Genomic DNA, 19,804 nt, shown 5'->3' with positions numbered 1-19,804 from the left:
GGCGAGCACTGCCCAATATCAATATGCCAAAGCGCAGTAGCCGTCCAGATCAAAAAAATTAATTGCCGTGTAGCCGACGGGCATCTATCACATCCGGCAACTGATTCAGCTTGGCTAATACCCTACCCAGCACCTGCAAGTTGTAGATCTCGATATCCATATCGATGGTAGCTACCATCTTTTTGGTATCGCTGCGGCTGGCAACACCCAGTACATTAACCTTTTCGTTCGCCAGGATGGTGGTGATATCACGTAGCAAACCGCTGCGATCATTGGCGGTCACTCGCACCACTAATGAATAGCCACTGGAGTAACTCTCGCCCCAAACCGCATCAACAATCCGCTCTGGCGCATGAGACTGCAATTCAGCCAGTTGTTCACAATCAGCACGATGAATGGATATCCCCCGCCCTTGGGTGATAAAGCCAATAATCTCATCACCGGGGATAGGCTGGCAGCAACGGGCGATATGGTGCATCAGATTGCCAACGCCTTCGACCACAATACGCCCGCTGTCTTTGCTGGCGTTACGTGGTGGCGGCTGATGCTTATTATTCAGATGACGTAATGCTTCTAAATCAGCCTCTTCCGCTGTGGGCTTATTCAGTTTGCCTTGCAGGAAGTTAACCATCTGGTTTAGGCGGATATCACCGCCGCCAATGGCCGCCAACACTTCATCCATCGAATTCATGTTATAGCGCGGAACCAGTAGCTTCTCAGCCTCTTTCAAGCTGATATCCATATGCTCTAGTTCGTCGTCCAGCATCTGCCGACCGGCAAGAATATTCTTGTCTCTATCTTGTTTTCTAAACCAGTTATGGATCTTAGATCGCCCACGACTGGTAGTGACGTAACCGAGGTTAGGATTCAGCCAGTCACGGCTTGGATTGGGTTGCTTCTGAGTGATAATTTCAATCTGATCACCCATCTGCAATTGATAGGTAAACGGCACAATTCGGCCACTGATTTTAGCACCAATGCAGCGGTGCCCCACATCACTGTGAATATGGTAAGCAAAGTCGAGTGGGGTCGAACCGGCAGGTAAATCAATAACATCGCCTTTCGGGGTAAACACATAGACCCGGTCGTCAAATACCTGGCTGCGCACTTCATCCAGCATCTCGCCGGAATCTGCCATCTCTTCCTGCCAGGCAATCAGCTTACGTAACCAGGCAATACGCCCTTCATAGCCAGAACGACCTGCCGCCACTGCACCTTCTTTGTACTTCCAGTGAGCAGCAACCCCCAGTTCAGCATCTTCATGCATCTGGCGGGTACGAATCTGAATTTCCAGCGTTTTCCCACGCGGCCCGAGGACTACAGTATGAATTGACTGGTAGCCATTGGGTTTAGGGTTAGCGACGTAATCATCAAACTCATCAGGCAAATGACGGAAATGGGTATGTACAATCCCCAATGCGGCATAGCAGTCTTGCAAACGCTCTACCACCACTCGCACGGCGCGCACATCGAATAACTCATCGAAGGCCAACGATTTTTTCTGCATCTTGCGCCAAATGCTGTAGATATGCTTGGGGCGGCCATAAATATCAGCTTTGATACCTTCATCAGCCATTGCTTTGCGCAATGAAGCCACGAAGTCATCAATAAATTGTTCACGATCGATACGGCGTTCGTGAAGCAATTTGGCAATTTGTTTATATTCATCTGGATGTAGGTAGCGAAAGCAGAAGTCTTCCAACTCCCACTTAATCTGGCCGATACCCAAGCGGTTAGCCAACGGGGCATAAATATTGGAACACTCTTTAGCCGCCAGCACCCGTTCATCTTCCGGCGCATCTTTTACTTCACGCAGATGGGCAATACGCTCAGCCAGCTTAATGACCACACAGCGAAAATCCTCCACCATCGCCAGCAGCATACGACGCACATTATCCACTTGCTCAGAACTCATGGAGTCGTTGTGAGTGGCTTTTAACTGGCGGATAGCGTCCATATCACGCACGCCATGCACCAGATAGGTGATACCCTTGCCAAATTGCTCAGTCAGGGTGGTTTCATCCACCACATTGGCATCCACCAGTGGGAACAGTAGCGCCGCGCGCATACTGTCGTTGTCCATGCTCAGAGTGGAAAGAATTTCAACCATTTCAAGGCCGCGCCACAACAATAACGAGGCATCAGGATGGTTTTGCGTCTGTTGCTCACAGTAACGCCAGGTTTCGGCCAATCGCTCACCTGACTGCGGATTAGGAAGCCCCAAGCTGGCGATCCAATCGTCGAGAGCAAACTCACCCGCCGGATTCAAATGTGCACTTCGTACCGCAACCATAACTTCTCCCTACTTTGCGACCCCTGGCTCCTGCATGAACAGCGCCATAGATTCAAGATGCCCGGTGTGGGGAAACATATCCAACATTCGCACCTGAGCAAGACGGTAACCGGCGGCTAACAACACCTGACTATCCCGTGCCAGCGTAGTGGGATTACACGAAACATACACCACCCGCTTTGGCGCCAGTTTGACTATATGTGACATCACCCCGGCAGCACCTGCGCGAGCGGGGTCTAATAATACTTTATCGAATCCTTGTGTCGCCCACGGCTGGCGGCTGATGTCGGATTCAAGATTTTCATGGAAAAATGACACGTTGGCTAATGCATTGCTCTGCGCATTATACTGCCCATTCGCCACCAGCTCCGCAACTCCTTCCACCCCGACAACCTCACGCGCACGCTTTGCCAACGGCAACGTGAAATTACCCATACCGCAGAAGAGATCCAGTACCCGCTCGTCAGGTTGTACATCAAGCCATGCCAGAGCCTGGGCCACCATTTGTTGGTTGACCGTATCATTAACCTGAATAAAATCCCGTGGATGAAATGCTAAGCGTAGACCGTCTATTTGGTAATAGGGATCCTCACCAACGAGTTTTTCCAGATTCTCGCTGTCAGCGGCCAGATAGATGGCAACCCGTTCCCGCTGGGCAAAATCAGTTAGCGCTGCGCGATCTACGTCATTAAGGGTATCAAGGTGACGTAAAACCAGCAACGGCCCATTATCAGCCAGCACCAGTTCCACATGCCCTAACCGGCGCACAGCCTGCAAGGCAGATAAGCACTGATAAAGCGGCTGTAGCAGTCGTTCCAATTCAGGCCGTAAGACAGGGCAGTGCTTTACACTAACCAAGTCGTGAGATTCGGTTTGATGGAAACCCATTTGCAATCGCTGCTGTTTGGGTTGATAGAGTAAACCCAACCTCGCTCGCCGCCTATAACCATACTCTGGCCCACAGATAACCGGGCCTAATGCAGGGCAAGCCCCCGTCGCGTTAACAAGCAGCCGCCTGAGCGAATCTGCTTTGCTATCTTGCTGTAGCTGGCTACAAGCGTGCTGCTGCTGACAGCCTCCACAAATTCCAAAGTGAGGGCAAGGAGGAGTCACTCTTTCACTGCATTGGTTCAACAAATGTTTAAGTTTACCGCGACTATACTGGCGTTTTTGCTCGATCAGCTCAATTTCAGCTTGCTCCCCCGGTAGAACCCCAGGGATAAAAATAGCTTTGCCTTTCTCGCGTGCAACCCCCTGACCAAAGGGATCAAGAGAATTTACTGTCACAGTTATCGTTTGTCGGGTCGTCACACGTCGGTTTGGAGAGTAGAATTGCGCCATATTGATTGATTGATCAAGCATCGGTTTTGTAAGCTGCTAATTCTCCCACATTGGAATACCATGACCAAATACAGTCTTCGCGCGCGCATGATGATTTTAATCCTGGCCCCCACGCTGCTTCTTGGGCTGTTACTCAGTACTTCCTTTATGGTTAACCGTTACAATGAACTTCAAAAACAAATAGTTAATGCTGGTTCTAATATTATTGAACCGCTGGCGGTTGCCAGTGAATATGGAATGACCTTCCGCAACCGCGATACCGTCCGTCAGTTGATTAATCTACTTCATCGCCGTCACTCGAACATTGTTCGGTCAATATCCGTTTTCGACGCAGATAACAACCTTTTTGTCACATCTAACTATAATTACAATTCCTCACAATTAAGGTTACCCAAAGGCGATTCTATCCCTGATTCGCTGATGCTCTCTTATCGTGGCGACTCGCTGATTATGCGGATGCCTATTGTCTCGGAGTCCAACTTATCCAGTGATAGAGCCTCGGATGCGGATATAACCCATCGGCCGCTCGGCTATATCGCCATAGATTTGGATTTACAATCGGTGCGTTTACAGCAATACAAAGAGATCTTTATCTCAACCCTGCTGCTGCTGTTTTGCATGTGTGTGGCCATTTTGTTTGCTTATCGCCTGATGCGGGATGTGACTGGCCCAATCCGTAACATGGTGAATGCTGTTGACCGTATCCGCCGTGGGCAATTGGATAGCCGGGTCGAAGGGCATATGCTCGGTGAGCTGAACATTCTGAAAAATGGTATCAATTCGATGGCGATGTCGTTGGCGGCCTATCACGAAGAGATGCAACAAAATATCGATCAGGCCACGTCAGATTTACGCGAAACATTGGAACAGATGGAGATACAAAACGTCGAGCTGGGGCTGGCAAAAAAACGTGCACAGGAAGCCGCACGTATTAAGTCTGAGTTTCTGGCTAACATGTCCCACGAACTGCGAACTCCACTAAATGGCGTTATTGGCTTTACACGTCAAACGTTGAAAACCTCGCTAACGCCAACGCAAACAGACTATTTGCAGACTATCCAACGCTCAGCTAACAACCTGTTATGCATCATTAACGATGTTTTGGACTTTTCCAAACTGGAAGCCGAAAAACTCATTCTTGAGCACATCCCCTTCCCTCTGCGTGGTGCACTGGATGAAGTCATTATCTTGCTGGCACACACCGCACATGAGAAAGGGCTAGAACTGACACTGCATGTAAATAATGATGTCCCCGAACAGCTCGTCGGGGATGCAATGCGTTTGCAGCAAATTGTCACGAACTTGCTTGGTAATGCGATTAAATTCACCGAACAGGGCAATATTGATATTCTGCTTGCCGTGCAGGCTAAAACGGATCAGCAAGTCACACTGGTAGTAGAAATTCACGATACGGGCATTGGTATTTCCGAGTCACAGCAGGCCCAGCTATTCCAAGCTTTTCGTCAAGCGGATGCCAGTATCTCCCGCCGACACGGAGGAACCGGCCTTGGGTTGGTCATTACCGAAAGATTGGTCAAAGAGATGGGGGGCGATATCAGCTTCTACAGTCAGGTGGATCGCGGCTCAACCTTTAGGTTCCATCTCACATTGGATCTTAACGAAACAGTCTCTTATCGCCATCCTGATATGTCGTACTTAGAGGGGAAAACGCTAGCCTATATTGAGCGCAATACTTGTGCAGCAAGGGCCGCGTTAGATATTCTGAGTGTCACGCCCTTGCAGGTCACTCATAGCCCGACATTAGCGCAATTACCGCGCCAACATTATGATTTCCTGCTGGTTGGGGTACCCATTCCGTTCCGTAATAATATGGCGGTTCATCAAGATAAACTGGTCGCGGCACTGAAAATTTCCGAACATGTGATTCTGGCCCTGCCCAGTCAGTCACAGGTTGAGGCCGAGCAACTTAAACAGATGGGTGCCAAAGCTTGTCTGGTCAAACCCTTGTCATCAAATAGATTAATTCCATTGCTGTTGTCTGAAGAACCCCATGCTGAATCCCCCGTAGTGGAACAAACGGATAAACCGGCTAAATTACCGTTTAAGGTGATGGCAGTTGACGACAATCCAGCTAACCTAAAACTCATTGGCACCCTGCTTGAAGAACAGGTCGAAGAGACCGTGTTGTGTGACAGTGGCGCGAAAGCCATTGCCTATGCCCGAGAAAATACGCTGGATATCATTTTAATGGATATTCAAATGCCTGAAATTGATGGTATCCGTGCCAGCGAAGTCATTCATCAGATGTCCCATCATCTGGATACCCCCATTATTGCCGTCACCGCCCACGCCGTAAGAGGCCAGCAAGAACAGTTGTTAAAACTGGGGATGGCAGACTATCTGGCAAAACCGATTGATGAAACCCGATTGATACAGGCACTTTCCCGCTTTCAGCACGATAGTTCATCCCCCCTTCCAGCAGAGGCAGATCACCTGTTGGCACTTCAATCTGAATGTGAGGGAGCAATAGATTGGTCACTGGCAGTCAGGCAAGCTGCCAATAAAGAGGCTCTCGCCAGAGACCTTTTAATGATGTTATTAGAATTTATGCCACAAGTGGTAGGTAGCGTGCAGGCTATATTGGCAGGCAATCATGACAACGACATTCTGAACCTAATTCATAAATTCCATGGCAGTTGTGCGTGTAGCGGAGTGCCACGGCTGAAGCAATTGTGCATGACAATTGAGCAGCAATTGCGTCAACAAACTGATTTACAAGACTTACAACCTGAATGGCTGGAATTATTAGATGAGATAGAGAATGTTCGCTATGCGGCCAAAAGCTATTTAGGTACTGCTTAGCACACCTCCGCTTCAGCATAAAAAAGGGCACAGTCATAATGAACTGCGCCCTTTTGGCGTTATTAATGCCGATTACTGCATTAATAAATAGAGTGAAGTATCACCACGCTGAATATTCAGCGCCAGTACTGATGGTTTGGTATCAAGGATCTTCCGCAGCTCACCCAGATTTTGAACTGGCTGCTGGTTAATCCCCATGATGATATCGCCTTTTTTCAGGCCAATACGTGCAGCGGCAGTGCCGGCTTTCACGCTATCAACTTTCACACCTTTTTTACCATTAACATCAGAGTTGCTCAGCTCTGCACCTTCAATTCCAGTATAGAGATTACCGGAATCAACCTGAGTTTGGCTGCTCTGCTCTAAGGTCACTTCCACATTGACAGGTTTACCGTCACGCAACAGACCTAAGGTCATTTTACTGCCTACTGGCAGAGTACCAATTTCAGCACGGAAACCTGCGAAGCTATTGATGGCTTTACCATTCATGCTAACAATAACGTCACCAGCTTTTATCCCGGCTTTAGCCGCCGCAGATTTTGGCAAGACTTGACTGATAAAGGCACCTTTCTGCGCATCAACTTTCATGGCTTTGGCCAGCTCAGAGTTCAGCTCAGTGCCCATAATGCCCAGCTCACCACGTTTAACCTGACCGAATTCAACCATTTGAGATGTCAGGTTTTTCACCATGTTACTTGGGATAGCAAAACCAATACCGATGTTACCGCCGTCCGGTGCCAGGATCGCAGTGTTGATCCCAATCAATTCACCGTTCAGATTGATCAATGCACCACCGGAGTTCCCGCGGTTAATTGCGGCATCAGTCTGGATAAAGTTTTCGTAGTTTTCCACGTTCAGACCACTGCGCCCCAAAGCAGACACGATACCGGATGTTACGGTTTCGCCCAGACCATATGGGTTACCGATAGCGACGGTATAATCACCCACGCGCAATTTATCAGAATCTGCGATTTTAATTGCCGTCAGATTTTTAAAATCTTTTAACTGCAATAACGCGATATCAGTTCGCGGATCTTTACCGATCACTTTTGCTTCATAGCTACGGCCATCACTCAGTTTGACGCTGATTTTAGTTGCATTATCTACCACGTGGTTATTGGTGACGACATAACCCTTGGCAGCATCAATAATGACACCTGAACCGAGTGCCCGGAAATCCTGCTTGCCAGGAGCTCCCCCTTTACCGCCCTGCTCACCCTGACACATCGGGGAGCCTTGGAACGGTGAGCCGTCCTGACAGAACGGAGAGTCATCACCAAAGAATTGCTGGAACTGTGGTGGCACGCCACCTGCACCTGCATTGCTAACCTGGGTGCTCCCCTCCACGTTGATGCTCACAACAGAAGGCATCACTTTCTCTAGCATTGGCGCCAGGCTAGGGAGCTGCTGGCTGCTAGAAGACGCCGTCTCTGCCGAAATAGCAGAAGAAACCGGCCCCATGGCTAAACCGATGCTCAATGCCAATGCACTTAACACTAAAGTTGCTTTTTTCATGTATTCTGGTTCTCGCTGTACAATTAATAATGAGTTAATAAATGGTATATATACCCAAAGAAATTGAAGTTGCAGCTGACAACTCGGCAGCGTCAAGGACGTAAGGGTATAACTGACTTATATCCAAAACCATTGACGTAGCAGCAAGCCAGCGATCGGGTGACCCCCAATGAGTTAACTAATGCTCAATGATAGGGGGGCAAGTAACGAAAGCTGCTCACTACGCGCAATGCCAAGTAAGAAGGATATAGCCGTCATGCATAGTAAGATTAAATATGGGGGATGAAGTTCACGGAACCAATAATTGGAATAGTAAAAAATATTGTCCGTCTTTACAAAACTACAGTTAATTAAACGGGCAATTTACTTTACTTGCATACTATTCCGCAGCCATCAACCGCCGATACTCATCGTAGGCATAAAGGTCTGTCATACCACTGATATAATCCTGAATTAAGCGAGCACGATAATAATATTCATATATCTCATGTTGTTCTGGCGATAAATTCCGTAACCGCTCTGTCGATTCTGCATAAGCCAAACGATGTTTAGTGGACAATTTATGGAACAATCGAGTCTCAATTGGATACTGGCGGTGGCTGTCCTCTGCTACAAGCTGTGTAAAGGCCGCCTGCGGCATAGATAATAGCGGGCTATAAATATCAAGCAACCCACTAATAACTCTATATCCTTGTAATTCAAGCTGTTCTACTTCGGGATGATTAAAAACATGTTTTACTGCCACCTTTTTAAAAATTTGCAGTAATTTACACGCAGGGCTGGAATCTTCTAGCAATGCCTGATTAAACGAGCCAGAAAATACTGTGGGTAAATTTTCAATAAACCGTTGTGCCGCATGAGGAACTAATTTCCCGACAGTATTTACCCGTAAATACATAAAGAATTGATCTTCCGAACTGCGCCGGCCTTGCCCACGACCTAATTGCCGGAATGCGCCACCAACAACTTTATCAAACAAGTCGCCATGGGTAACTTCGCCCCACTCTTGCATCATATGATCATAAAGTTGTTCAACGCTGAAAATACTTTTTTCTACTGCATCCTCTAAGTCAGCAATACAATAAGAAATATCATCCGCAGCTTCCATAATATATGTCAGAGGGAAACGATTGAACTCCCCCATATTGAGTTCGCGACGTAAATCTTTAACATAATCTTCTTCAGCAAGATAAAATCCTGGTTTCTTCATCAAATAGTGATGAGAAGCAGGAATATCATCTGACCAATAAGCCGGTTTAGTATATTTAAGAATGCAGCCCACTTGAGCATAAGTCAGATTCAGTTTTAATAAACTGTAAACCAAACGAATGGCTTGTGCGTTACCTTCAAACTGGCTTAGGTCATGGCGGATTTTACTGCGCAGAGTATTAAGCTCTGTTTCCCCTTCCCGCAGCCTTAGCGCGTTAACCTGACAATGATCCTTGCCACGTGGTTCAGCACCACCGCCGTTAGGGTCCATCTGTTTTGTAAACCAGTTATTGATCGCTGACTCACCAAAATGGCCAAAAGGTGGATTACCGATGTCATGCATCAGGCAAGCCATTTCCACTATACTTTCAAAGGGATCAAGCAGCTTATCCAGCCCATAGGCCGTTATTTTTTTATCTTGCTTAAACCGATTAAGGATCTCTTTGGCAATATAGCGCCCCACCTGCTGCACTTCCAACGAATGGGTTAAACGACTGCGGACAGCGGCATTGCGCTCCAGTGGGAAGACCTGCGTTTTTTGCTGTAAACGCCGAATGGCAGCAGAATTAACAATCCGACCGCGATCACTTTCAAATACCCGGGTAATGTCATATTCATCTTCTGCCGAACTGGATTTACCAAACGGCCGCTGAAAACTGATTTTCTGCTTAAAATCGATCCCGGACATGTTATCCCCCTGATCATGTAATACAAACAGTGATACCGGCTCCTGCCAGTAGATGCAATTGATTACGTATGAACTGCGGCACATTACGCATTATCTTTGCTGAGCTACCCGAATATCTCACTTAACTGATAAACTGTGCGCTGATAATTACAGCTTAATCCACTTTTTAAAATCAACGGGTATCCATATGAAAGTAGGCATTATTGGTGCAATGGAGCAAGAAGTTACCTTGCTGCGTGATAAAATTGAAAATCGCCAAACCTTGACACGTGCAGGCTGCGAAATTTACACCGGTAAACTCAATGGCGTGGATGTCGCATTGCTAAAATCCGGCATTGGTAAAGTCTCTGCGGCCATGGGAACGACGTTGCTATTAGAGCATTGCCAGCCAGACGTGGTGATCAATACCGGCTCTGCGGGTGGTTTAGCCTCCAGTTTGAAAGTGGGTGATATTGTCGTTTCTAACGAAGTTCGCTATCACGATGCTGATGTAACCGCATTCGGCTATGAACCAGGCCAAATGGCGGGTTGCCCTCCCGCTTTCATTGCTGATGCTGAGTTGATTGCGCTGGCAGAAAGCTGCATTAATCAATTGAACTTACATGCAGTACGCGGACTGATTTGCAGCGGCGATGCCTTTATTAATGGTTCCGCCCCTCTGGCCCGTATCCGCGCGGTCTTCCCGTCGGTGGCAGCAGTGGAGATGGAAGCCGCCGCTATCGGCCATGTTTGCTATCTGTTCAAAACACCTTTCGTTGTGGTACGTGCGATTTCTGATGTGGCGGATCAAGAGTCGCACCTGAGTTTTGAAGAGTTCTTAGTGGTCGCCGCTCAGCAGTCGACGCTTATGATCGAAGCCATGTTAACCACACTGGCTAATCGTAATTAATGATGCGCGTCAGTATTTCCTCCCTATCACGAGCAACAATAATTTTGTTGCTCGGCCTGTTTTCACTTGCCCTGTATGCACCATTAGCAGTGGCGGTCGAGCGGATTATCAGCCTATCCCCCAGTACCACCGAGCTGGCTTACGCGGCAGGATTAGGCGATAAACTGGTTGCAGTAAGTGCTTACTCTGATTACCCGGAGGCGGCTAAAAAGCTTGAGCAGGTTGCATCCTGGCAAGGAGTGAATGTCGAACGTATTTTGGCATTAAAGCCAGACTTGATCCTTGCGTGGCGTGGCGGCAATCCACAGCGCCCACTTGATCAACTCACCGCCTTTGGTATTCCAATTTTCTATTCTGATCCGGTAAATATGGATCAAATTGCTGGTGATCTGGATAAATTGGCGCAATACAGCTCGCATCCTGAGCAGGCCCGCCAAGCGGCGGCTCAACTTCGTCAGAAGGTCACTGAATTACGTCGCCACAATACCCGTAACCCGCCTTTGCGTACCTTTTTACAATTTGGCACTCAGCCCCTGTTTACCAGTTCTGGGCATACGCTACAAAGTGAGGTTATTTCCCTGTGTGGCGGAGAAAATATTTTTGCTGGCAGCCGCGTTCCCTGGCCTCAAGTCAGTCGGGAACAAGTCATGACACGCCAGCCACAAGTGATTGTGGTCAGTGGTGACCAGCCACAAGCTGATAATGTCAAAGCCTTCTGGCAACCTCAGCTTGCAATTCCTGTTATAACGCTGAATGAGGACTGGTTTAATCGTTCGGGTCCGCGTATCCTGCTGGCCGCTGAACAGTTGTGCCAACAAATGGCCACCCTTCAATCCCCCGTGGCGGAGTCACATTAATGCTGGTTTATTGGCTGGATATTTTAGGTACTGCGGTATTTGCTATCTCTGGTGTGTTGCTGGCAGGGAAGTTGCGAATGGACCCGTTTGGTGTACTGGTCCTAGGGGTGGTGACGGCTGTTGGTGGGGGAACAATCCGCGATATGGCCTTGGCCAATGGCCCGGTTTTTTGGGTGAAAGATCCTACTGACTTGGTGGTTGCAATGGTGACCTGCCTGGCGACCATTTTGTTGGTACGACAACCTCGCCGAACACCGAAATGGATCCTGCCGGTACTTGATGCTATTGGTTTGGCAGTGTTCGTCGGTATAGGCGTCAATAAAGCCTTTGCTGCTGGTGCCAGCCCGTTAGTGGCTATCTGTATGGGTGTTATAACCGGAGTTGGTGGTGGGATTATCCGCGATGTATTAGCCCGTGAGATCCCAATGATCCTGCGCACTGAAATTTATGCTACCGCCTGCATTATTGGTGGCATAGCCCATGCTACGGCGTTCTATACTTTTGGTATGCCATTACAACAGGCGATGATGCTGGGCATGGTAATTACCCTCGGCATCCGGCTTGCAGCCATCCGCTGGCGTTTAAAACTACCCACGTTTGAAATAGAGCACTAACTAATAGAGTGATTGGTTTAATTTGTCTGATCTAAACCTTCAGGTTTTTAAAAAATTAACTGGTATCGCTATCTAAAATAATGGGCGTAACAGTTCAACAACCAACGAATGACAAATCGGCCAAAAGCGATTTGAACAGCATTTATGCTGGCCCACAGGGTAAGCCCCAAAATGAGGCTTATTAATCCCGATGAGCTAACCCAAGCCAGTGGTTCGGGTAAGTGAATGCAGCTAACGCGGCTGTTGCGCCAAGGACGCAGGATAAATTAAATGCTGAAAGAGGAGCCGCAACCACAAGTACTCTTCGCATTCGGGTTCGTCACGATAAAGCGTGAGCCTTCCAACCCTTCAGTGTAATCTACCGCACCGCCGACCAGATATTGTAGGCTCATCGGATCAACCACCAATTCAACGCCTTGCTTTTCGATAGTCATATCACCATCGTTGATTTGATCATCGAAAGTAAAACCATATTGAAACCCGCTGCATCCGCCACCGGTAATATAGACCCGCAGCTTCAGATTCGGATTTTCCTCATCAGAAATCAGCAGTTTAACTTTCTTAGCTGCTGCCTCAGTAAACTGTAGGGGCAGTACTGTTTCATCGCTCATACTCATCACTCCCAACCGGTGTTCGAGTTGCAGGTTACTACAATGGCAGCCTGATCTAATCATCAATTATCTAATACCTGAGTAATTCATTCAAGTATTGCTGGCTAATGTTATATATTATCTACCTGTTTGAGTACCACTTTCAACCACCGGTTGCTGTTGTCCACTCGAAGATGCAGCCTGCTCTTGTCTTAGTAATGTGCGGGCTAAAATAGCTGAATACAAGGGTTTACCCCCCATAAACTGTGCTATTAATGTCGCGCCCAAGCAGGTCACTATCATCGGTAAAATAAGCTGATAATTATCGGTCATCTCCAACACCAAGACGATCCCAGTGAGTGGCGCGCGTACCGATGCAGCAAACAGCGCGCCCATCCCAGCAATAGCAAAAGTCCCTGCCTCAATGCCGTATTGGGGGAAAAAGTGCGCGCAAGATAAGCCAAAGGCAGTGCCCAGAATGGTTCCTAAGGCCAGCATTGGAGCAAATATCCCACCAGGTGCACCAGAACCAAAACACAAAAGTGTAGTGATGACTCGAGCAATAAAAATAAATAGCAACATGCCGATACTAAAGTTACCGGCTGCCGCAATTGGGATTAATGCAAAACCGCCCCCCACAGCCTCGCCGTGAATCAATGCCAATAAGCCACACATTCCCCCTAGCAGGCCACCAATCAAAACCAATTTGCGCCAATCGCCACCATGGAAGCGCATGAACATATCTTGAGTACGGAATATCAACGCATTGAACATCACACCTATGGCACCGAAAATAATTCCCAGCACAAGATAAAGCCATAAGGTATCCAGTGGCACTTCGCTCATTTTACCGACATCAATAACCGCATGTTCGCCGTTAAAATAGCGGTAGACGATAGTAGAGGTTATCACCCCAACAAATACGGCTTTGATTGATACCAGACTGTAGCGGAACTGGGAGCGCATCTCTTCAATAACGAACAAAATCCCCGCCAGCGGGGCATTAAAGGCTGCGGACAACCCTGCTGCGGCACCGGTTGCCAGCAATGAGTGACGTGCCTCAGGGCTACGCAAACGGAAAATATCGACAACCATGCGCCCGCTGTTGCCCCCCATCTGCACCATCGGCCCTTCCCGGCCTAACACCATGCCTGCCCCTAATGTACCAAGGCCACCAATAAATTTAACCGGAATAACCCGCCACCAGCGCACTGGCCGCATCTCTTCCATTGCCCCTTCGATTTCAGGAATGCCTGAACCACCAGCCTCAGGAGCAAAACGACGCACTAGAAAATAACCCACCATCGCTAGCAGCGCTGACATAACGAAAGCCAACGGCCATACCAAAATTGCGTAATCTGCGACTTTGGCCAGCGTTGCTAACCTTTGTTGTTGGATCCAATCGACACCGCGGTCAAAAGCCACAGCCAGTAAACCGGTCACAACCCCGACTACACCCGCCATGATAAGAATGAGCAACGGTGTTTTATCACGATTAACTAATGCTCGAATAAAACGACCACGTTTGAGTTCAGTAACACCTTCACCAGGCATCGGTTGTGTTGAATCAGTCATAATTAGTATATTTATCAATCAAATAATAAGTAATACGAATGAAAAGTAGTTCTGAGTTTAGCCTACATCATCATGATGCGCCTGCTTAAACGCCGATGAAACGCGCTAACTCATAACGTAACTTTAGCCACGATAGTTTCAAATATGCGGCACGTCGCGCAAGCTAACAGTTAATTATGCCCAATCATTTGATAACCGCGGCCAGTTCTTTAGAATAAGCACCATTGTCATGGCTGATGTTAACAACGCTAGTATTATCAAAAATAGTTGTTATTAACCTGATGTTATTCAAGCTAATGTTATTAAAACTAATATTATATCAGCCAATATAGCCAAACCCAATTCAGGAGCCAGTTTATGAGTAAGTCCGAAAGTCTGTATGCCCAGGCACAGCAGGTGATCCCAGGTGGGGTTAACTCTCCGGTGCGTGCATTCACCGGTGTCGGTGGCATCCCATTGTTTATTGAGCGTGCTGACGGCGCCTATCTATTTGATGTTGATGGTAAAGCCTACATCGATTATGTCGGTTCCTGGGGCCCAATGGTTCTTGGTCACAATCATCCGGCCATTCGTCAGGCCGTAATTGAAGCTGTCGAGCGCGGTCTCAGCTTTGGCGCACCAACAGAGATGGAAGTCAAAATGGCTGAGTTGGTGACTGAACTGGTGCCAACCATGGATATGGTTCGGATGGTTAACTCCGGTACCGAAGCCACCATGAGCGCCATTCGTCTAGCCCGAGGCTTCACTTCCCGCGATAAAATCATCAAGTTTGAAGGTTGCTATCACGGCCACGCCGACTGCCTATTGGTAAAAGCAGGATCAGGCGCATTGACCCTCGGTCAACCAAACTCTCCGGGGGTACCGGCTGATTTTGCAAAGCACACACTGACCTGTACTTATAACGATCTGGCCTCTGTACGTGAAGCCTTTGAGCAATACCCACAAGATATCGCCTGTATCATTGTTGAACCTGTCGCTGGCAATATGAACTGCATACCACCGCTGCCGGAATTCCTACCGGGACTGCGCAAGCTGTGTGACGAATTTGGTGCATTGCTGATTATTGATGAGGTCATGACAGGCTTTCGAGTAGCGTTAGCTGGAGCGCAGGATTACTACAATGTCATTCCTGACTTAACCTGTCTGGGGAAAATTATCGGTGGCGGTATGCCGGTGGGTGCTTTCGGTGGTCGCCGCGATGTTATGGAAGCACTGGCACCGACTGGACCGGTTTATCAGGCGGGTACTCTATCCGGGAACCCTATAGCTATGGCTGCTGGCTATGCCTGTCTGACTGAAGTGGCACAAGTAGGTGTTCATGAAACCCTGACCGAGTTAACCGATTTACTGGCAACTGGCCTGCTCGACGCCGCACAAGCAGAGAATATCCCGCTGGTGGTTAACCACGTGGGTGGCATGTTTGGTATCTTCTTTAGCAATGCGCAAACTGTCACCTGCTATCAAGATGTTATGAATTGTGATGTTGAGCGCTTTAAGCGTTTCTTCCATTTGATGCTGGAAGAAGGCATCTATCTTGCTCCGTCTGCGTTTGAAGCCGGTTTTATGTCCGTTGCACATAGCAAAGACGATATCCAGAAAACCGTCGATGCTGCCCGCCGGTGTTTTGCCAAGCTTTAATCTCTATAGATACTATAACCACCGCCAAAACGCTGGAGGTGGTTATAAATTAAAGACTGGAGGCTAAATGTGTTTAATTAATTTAATGCCGATTAACGGTATAAAGTAATTCTGATATTGCTACATGCTGTGGAATATCACCACCACTACTGCCATTCCAACTTGGCCCCATAGGGAGTGTAGGCATTTTAACGTTAACTGGCTGATAATCTATTATATTACGGGTTACTGGTTGAACAGTATCAATGTGCGTCTTCAGAGAAGAAGTTAACACACCGGAAATGAGTAACGCACCAAAAGCCGTCACTATTAGGCCATATATTAATAATATATTAATCAATAATCAATAATCTATCATCAACACCATACAAGAAAGACCTATTTCTTTGATGAGTTAATTCAGTCATCTTATTTCTCTCCAATTTAATTACCACTAAATAATGAGTAGAATAATCAGACAAACCAATAACTTAAAAATAATTTATATTACATTATTTAGCTTGATAATATACAGGTAACTATCTAATTGATAATCATAATTAGCGTCTAAGGAACGCGATGATTTTTCTGCCTGATTTTTTCACACTACCATATAAAAACTCATGAGCAATACTTTATTATTTATTAAATTTAACTGAGTTGAGTTTAAATATAATTAACCATGCATATGATATTTTTTTATTTATAATGTTTTTAAATATAATAATTATTAAATGATATTACTATAAACCAATCCAATATCCTCCATATCATCGGCTCATAATTAATAGCTCGATGATATGTTTGATAAAAATCTAACTACGGTTCAGAATCCATCTTCAACCGAAGCAGATTATTGACATAATAAACGCTTACCGCCCTTGTTTACGCAATAAATAAACAAAGTAAGGAGCGCCAATAAATGTGGCCAACAACCCGGCGGGGATTTGGTTCGGGAACAACAGCATACGGCCACACCAGTCGGCAAATACCATCAGCAACCCACCTAAAATAGCCGCGATAAACAGTTGTGGAATGGCTCGGCGAAAGCCCAGCATACGCGCCATATGTGGTGCCATCAGCCCGACAAAACTTAAAGGCCCAACCGTCAGGGTAGCAGCGGCGGTTAAAATAGCAGCCAATAACAAAATGGCTAACCGGCTAGGTGCAAGCGCCATACCCAGTGCTCTGGCGGTGACACTGCCCAATGGCAAAATCATTAACCATCTGCGGCACAGTGGCGCTAATGCAATCAGCACTAAAGCAACTAAACCGGTTGTTACTGCCTGCGTGCCATTAACCGAGTAGGTAGAGCCAGAAATCCACGCCAGCAAGCCGCGCATACGTGGATCGCCACTGGCCAGTAACATAGTGATTACCGTGGTAAAGGCGGTGCTCAGTGCTATCCCTGCCAAGAGCATTCTGCCTGGAGAAAACCCGCCACGACCAGCAACGACCAGAATCAACAATAACGTGGCCGCAGCCCCTAAGCTCCCGGCGGGCAACAACCATAGCAACGCATTACCTGGCACAATAAACATCATGACTACCACGCCGAAAGAAGCGCCAGAGCTGATACCCAGAACTTCGGGGCTAGCCATTGGGTTGCCCGTCAGTTTTTGGATTAAGGTCCCCGCTACCGCCAGCATCATACCGGCCGATAATGCCGCGAGCACACGTGGCCAGCGCCACTGTAACACTGCCTGAAGTTCATCACCGGTAATCCAATGCCAGCCCTGGCTATCGCGACCCAACATAAGCGCTACCGTCAACCCTGCCAGCAGTAACAGCAAACCACCACTTAGCCATAATCCCAAATGCTGCCGTTCAGCGGGAACATTATCGCCAAAATCCATATTAGGTGCGGTAGCACTATGTAACCGTGGTAGTAGCCACAACAGTAGTGGCGCACCGATCAAGGCGGTCGCCGCACCGGTAGGGATCTCCCGCCAGACTTGCGTCAGCCAGATGATGCTCTGATCGGTAACCCAGAGCAGCAACGCCCCGACTATCGGTGCCAGAATCAAGCGCTGAGATAACCGCCGAGCACCAAAAATTTTCGCCAACAGCGGCGCAAATAGACCGATAAACCCAATGACTCCGACTGCATTAACTAACATCGCACTGAAAATAATTGCTACACCCAGCGCACTCAACCGCGCCAGTGATAACCCCAATCCCAGATTACGAGCAATACCATCATCTAGCCCCAATAGGGTTAATGGACGTATCAGTAAGGCTGCCAATATGCAGGTAATCACCAAGCGTGGCAGAATAAATTGCACCGTACTCCAATCCTGCTGATTCAGTGCGCCACTGCTCCATAAGAACAGCCCCTGCAACTGGTCATAGTTAAATAGTGCCAACAGACCATTAACTGCACCACAGTACAAGCCAAGAACCAGACCGGCCAAAATTAGGGTGACTGGCGAGAGGCGCTTCCCCCAGGCGACACCAAATACCAACGCACCGATGATCATACCACCGGCCATTGCTGCCAGTTGGCGGGTCAATTCGCCACCGGGTAGCATCCATAGTGTCGCGACGGTCAGCCCAAGTTGGGCACCCGCCGCGACACCGAGTGTGGCGGGTTCGGCCAATGGGTTACGCAACACTTGCTGGAATAGAACACCAACTAACCCTAACCCCGCACCGGTGAGCAGTGCGACAACCAACCTCGGTAGCTGGCTGTAATGGAATAACATCTGGCGCACATCATCGTTGTCTGGCCGCCACAACGCTTCGGCCCATAATGAAACGGGCAATAATTGGCGCAGATTATATAGCGTCAGTGCCACAGCAATTATCAATAACAGCCCAAGTAAGCCTGCGGGCAGTAACCCGCTCTTGCGCGGATGGGTTGCCATCATGATGCGTTACCCCATGCCTGCGCCAAAAGACGCACAAAACGCATGGCAGACAACGTGGAGCCGTAGAACCACACCGGCGGCACTATTCGTAATTGGTTTTGACGCACAAACGACATGGATTGCCACAACGGTGTGCGAGCAACCTGTTGTAACATTTCACGATTACCATGATCAAAGCAGATGGCGCGGCCCTGTTTTATGGCCGCTAAACGTTCAATACCCACGACTGAGCTACCCCAGAGATTGGTTTCTCCCTGCCAGGCATTTTCAATATTCAGTTGGTCCAATACATCCTGGAATAGGCTGCCTTTGCCGATAACCAGCGCATGGCGAGTGTCCAGCAGAGTAAACATCAGTAGTGGTGCCTGGCGGGTCTGATACAAACGTTGACGAGCTACCTGCATAAAGTGAGTAAAGTCAGCAATATGCTGCTCCGCAACCGTTTCTAGCCCTAGCCGTTGGCCCAGCGTGCGTAATGAGTTCCGACCAACCACCAGCGGTGAACTACCCGCTTCATTAAAGGCAAAACTCATCGAGGGAGCGATAGGCGCAAGTTTTTCCGGCGAAGGGCCAAAGCCTTGCGACATCAGGATTAGCGACGGTGCCATTTGCTGTAGCAGTTCCAGATTAGGCTCAGTGCGCTGGCCCACATCAATAACGCTGGCAGGCAATTTAGGATCTTCAACCCATAAGCGGTAATTATGGGTATCAGCCACACCATAAGGCGTAACCCCCAATGCCAACAGTAACTCAGTGGGTAACCACTCTAATGTGACAACTCTATTGACATCAATCTTGCCGCTATTCTGCGCCCAGCCGGGCAATGACAGCAGTAACGGCGATAATGCTAATGCGGTAAGCAGTCTGCGCCGGGAGTGATCTGGCATCGAGCAATGGGATTCAACCATGGATAAATGAGCTGT

General features: G+C 48.0%; 13 protein-coding genes. 5 read left to right on the top strand and 8 right to left on the bottom strand.

Going from position 1 to position 19,804, the window contains the following annotated elements:
- Positions 1-58: 58 nt before the first annotated feature.
- Together relA and rlmD are read right to left on the bottom strand one after the other, a co-directional pair.
- A complete protein-coding gene (gene relA, locus A6J67_RS07610; RefSeq protein WP_005181587.1) occupies positions 59-2,293 on the bottom strand; it encodes a GTP diphosphokinase in 2,235 nt (744 codons plus the stop codon).
- Between the two features lie 9 nt (positions 2,294-2,302).
- Positions 2,303-3,634, bottom strand: a complete 1,332-nt coding sequence (rlmD, locus tag A6J67_RS07605) for a 23S rRNA (uracil(1939)-C(5))-methyltransferase RlmD (protein ID WP_050296841.1) — start codon at positions 3,632-3,634, stop codon at positions 2,303-2,305.
- A 60-nt stretch (positions 3,635-3,694) separates the two neighbouring features.
- Between rlmD and barA the strand changes: the two genes are divergently transcribed.
- The gene (gene barA / locus A6J67_RS07600) at positions 3,695-6,457 is read left to right on the top strand and encodes a two-component sensor histidine kinase BarA (protein WP_032905479.1); all 2,763 of its coding nucleotides are present in this window, start codon (positions 3,695-3,697) and stop codon (positions 6,455-6,457) included.
- Between the two features lie 72 nt (positions 6,458-6,529).
- Here the strand turns inward: barA and degP are convergent, their stop codons facing one another.
- Together degP and dgt are read right to left on the bottom strand one after the other, a co-directional pair.
- Positions 6,530-7,972, bottom strand: coding sequence for a serine endoprotease DegP (gene degP, locus A6J67_RS07595; RefSeq protein ID WP_042568542.1), 1,443 nt, complete (start codon positions 7,970-7,972; stop codon positions 6,530-6,532).
- A 379-nt stretch (positions 7,973-8,351) separates the two neighbouring features.
- Positions 8,352-9,869: a dGTPase gene (gene dgt, locus A6J67_RS07590; protein ID WP_032905552.1), complete on the bottom strand. Its 1,518-nt coding sequence runs from the start codon at positions 9,867-9,869 to the stop codon at positions 8,352-8,354.
- Between the two features lie 187 nt (positions 9,870-10,056).
- Here dgt and mtnN point away from each other — a divergent pair, with 187 nt between their 5' ends.
- The 3 genes from mtnN to A6J67_RS07575 are packed head-to-tail and all read left to right on the top strand — an operon-like array spanning position 10,057 to position 12,229.
- The gene (gene mtnN, locus A6J67_RS07585; protein ID WP_050072539.1) at positions 10,057-10,758 is read left to right on the top strand and encodes a 5'-methylthioadenosine/S-adenosylhomocysteine nucleosidase; all 702 of its coding nucleotides are present in this window, start codon (positions 10,057-10,059) and stop codon (positions 10,756-10,758) included.
- Positions 10,758-11,615, top strand: coding sequence for a vitamin B12 ABC transporter substrate-binding protein BtuF (gene btuF / locus A6J67_RS07580; protein WP_050296840.1), 858 nt, complete (start codon positions 10,758-10,760; stop codon positions 11,613-11,615). Before mtnN ends, btuF begins: the two co-directional genes overlap by 1 nt.
- Positions 11,615-12,229 carry a TRIC cation channel family protein gene (locus A6J67_RS07575; RefSeq protein ID WP_032905477.1) on the top strand — a complete coding sequence of 205 codons (615 nt, stop codon included), beginning with the start codon at positions 11,615-11,617 and terminating at the stop codon, positions 12,227-12,229. Before btuF ends, A6J67_RS07575 begins: the two co-directional genes overlap by 1 nt.
- A 266-nt stretch (positions 12,230-12,495) precedes the next feature.
- Here the strand turns inward: A6J67_RS07575 and erpA are convergent, their stop codons facing one another.
- Both erpA and clcA read right to left on the bottom strand, forming a co-directional pair.
- The gene (erpA, locus tag A6J67_RS07570; protein ID WP_004706254.1) at positions 12,496-12,840 is read right to left on the bottom strand and encodes an iron-sulfur cluster insertion protein ErpA; all 345 of its coding nucleotides are present in this window, start codon (positions 12,838-12,840) and stop codon (positions 12,496-12,498) included.
- Positions 12,841-12,957: 117 nt separating this feature from the next.
- Positions 12,958-14,394 carry a H(+)/Cl(-) exchange transporter ClcA gene (clcA, locus tag A6J67_RS07565; RefSeq protein WP_005181571.1) on the bottom strand — a complete coding sequence of 479 codons (1,437 nt, stop codon included), beginning with the start codon at positions 14,392-14,394 and terminating at the stop codon, positions 12,958-12,960.
- A 357-nt stretch (positions 14,395-14,751) separates the two neighbouring features.
- On the opposite strand from clcA, the gene hemL reads away from it, so the two are divergent.
- Positions 14,752-16,032, top strand: coding sequence for a glutamate-1-semialdehyde 2,1-aminomutase (hemL, locus tag A6J67_RS07560; protein WP_042568545.1), 1,281 nt, complete (start codon positions 14,752-14,754; stop codon positions 16,030-16,032).
- A gap of 851 nt (positions 16,033-16,883) precedes the next feature.
- Here hemL and fhuB read toward each other — a convergent pair.
- Together fhuB and fhuD are read right to left on the bottom strand one after the other, a co-directional pair.
- A complete protein-coding gene (gene fhuB, locus A6J67_RS07555) occupies positions 16,884-18,881 on the bottom strand; it encodes a Fe(3+)-hydroxamate ABC transporter permease FhuB (protein ID WP_072088681.1) in 1,998 nt (665 codons plus the stop codon).
- Positions 18,878-19,768 (bottom strand): Fe(3+)-hydroxamate ABC transporter substrate-binding protein FhuD, encoded by an 891-nt coding sequence (gene fhuD, locus A6J67_RS07550; RefSeq protein WP_390898227.1) that lies wholly within the window; start codon positions 19,766-19,768, stop codon positions 18,878-18,880. Before fhuD ends, fhuB begins: the two co-directional genes overlap by 4 nt.
- Positions 19,769-19,804 lie beyond the last annotated feature (36 nt).

This window comes from Yersinia sp. FDAARGOS_228 (genome assembly GCF_002073315.2).
GTDB lineage: Bacteria > Pseudomonadota > Gammaproteobacteria > Enterobacterales > Enterobacteriaceae > Yersinia > Yersinia intermedia.
This window is presented reverse-complemented; position numbering and strand designations above follow the sequence as displayed.

Excerpts from the sequence above, each read along its gene's own strand:
- relA (WP_005181587.1), bottom strand. The coding sequence starts at position 2,293 with ATGGTTGCGGTACGAAGTGCACATTTGAATCCGGCGGGTGAGTTTGCT.
- rlmD (WP_050296841.1), bottom strand. The coding sequence starts at position 3,634 with ATGGCGCAATTCTACTCTCCAAACCGACGTGTGACGACCCGACAAACG.
- barA (WP_032905479.1), top strand. The coding sequence starts at position 3,695 with ATGACCAAATACAGTCTTCGCGCGCGCATGATGATTTTAATCCTGGCC.
- degP (WP_042568542.1), bottom strand. The coding sequence starts at position 7,972 with ATGAAAAAAGCAACTTTAGTGTTAAGTGCATTGGCATTGAGCATCGGT.
- dgt (WP_032905552.1), bottom strand. The coding sequence starts at position 9,869 with ATGTCCGGGATCGATTTTAAGCAGAAAATCAGTTTTCAGCGGCCGTTT.
- mtnN (WP_050072539.1), top strand. The coding sequence starts at position 10,057 with ATGAAAGTAGGCATTATTGGTGCAATGGAGCAAGAAGTTACCTTGCTG.
- btuF (WP_050296840.1), top strand. The coding sequence starts at position 10,758 with ATGATGCGCGTCAGTATTTCCTCCCTATCACGAGCAACAATAATTTTG.
- A6J67_RS07575 (WP_032905477.1), top strand. The coding sequence starts at position 11,615 with ATGCTGGTTTATTGGCTGGATATTTTAGGTACTGCGGTATTTGCTATC.
- erpA (WP_004706254.1), bottom strand. The coding sequence starts at position 12,840 with ATGAGCGATGAAACAGTACTGCCCCTACAGTTTACTGAGGCAGCAGCT.
- clcA (WP_005181571.1), bottom strand. The coding sequence starts at position 14,394 with ATGACTGATTCAACACAACCGATGCCTGGTGAAGGTGTTACTGAACTC.
- hemL (WP_042568545.1), top strand. The coding sequence starts at position 14,752 with ATGAGTAAGTCCGAAAGTCTGTATGCCCAGGCACAGCAGGTGATCCCA.
- fhuB (WP_072088681.1), bottom strand. The coding sequence starts at position 18,881 with ATGATGGCAACCCATCCGCGCAAGAGCGGGTTACTGCCCGCAGGCTTA.
- fhuD (WP_390898227.1), bottom strand. The coding sequence starts at position 19,768 with ATGCCAGATCACTCCCGGCGCAGACTGCTTACCGCATTAGCATTATCG.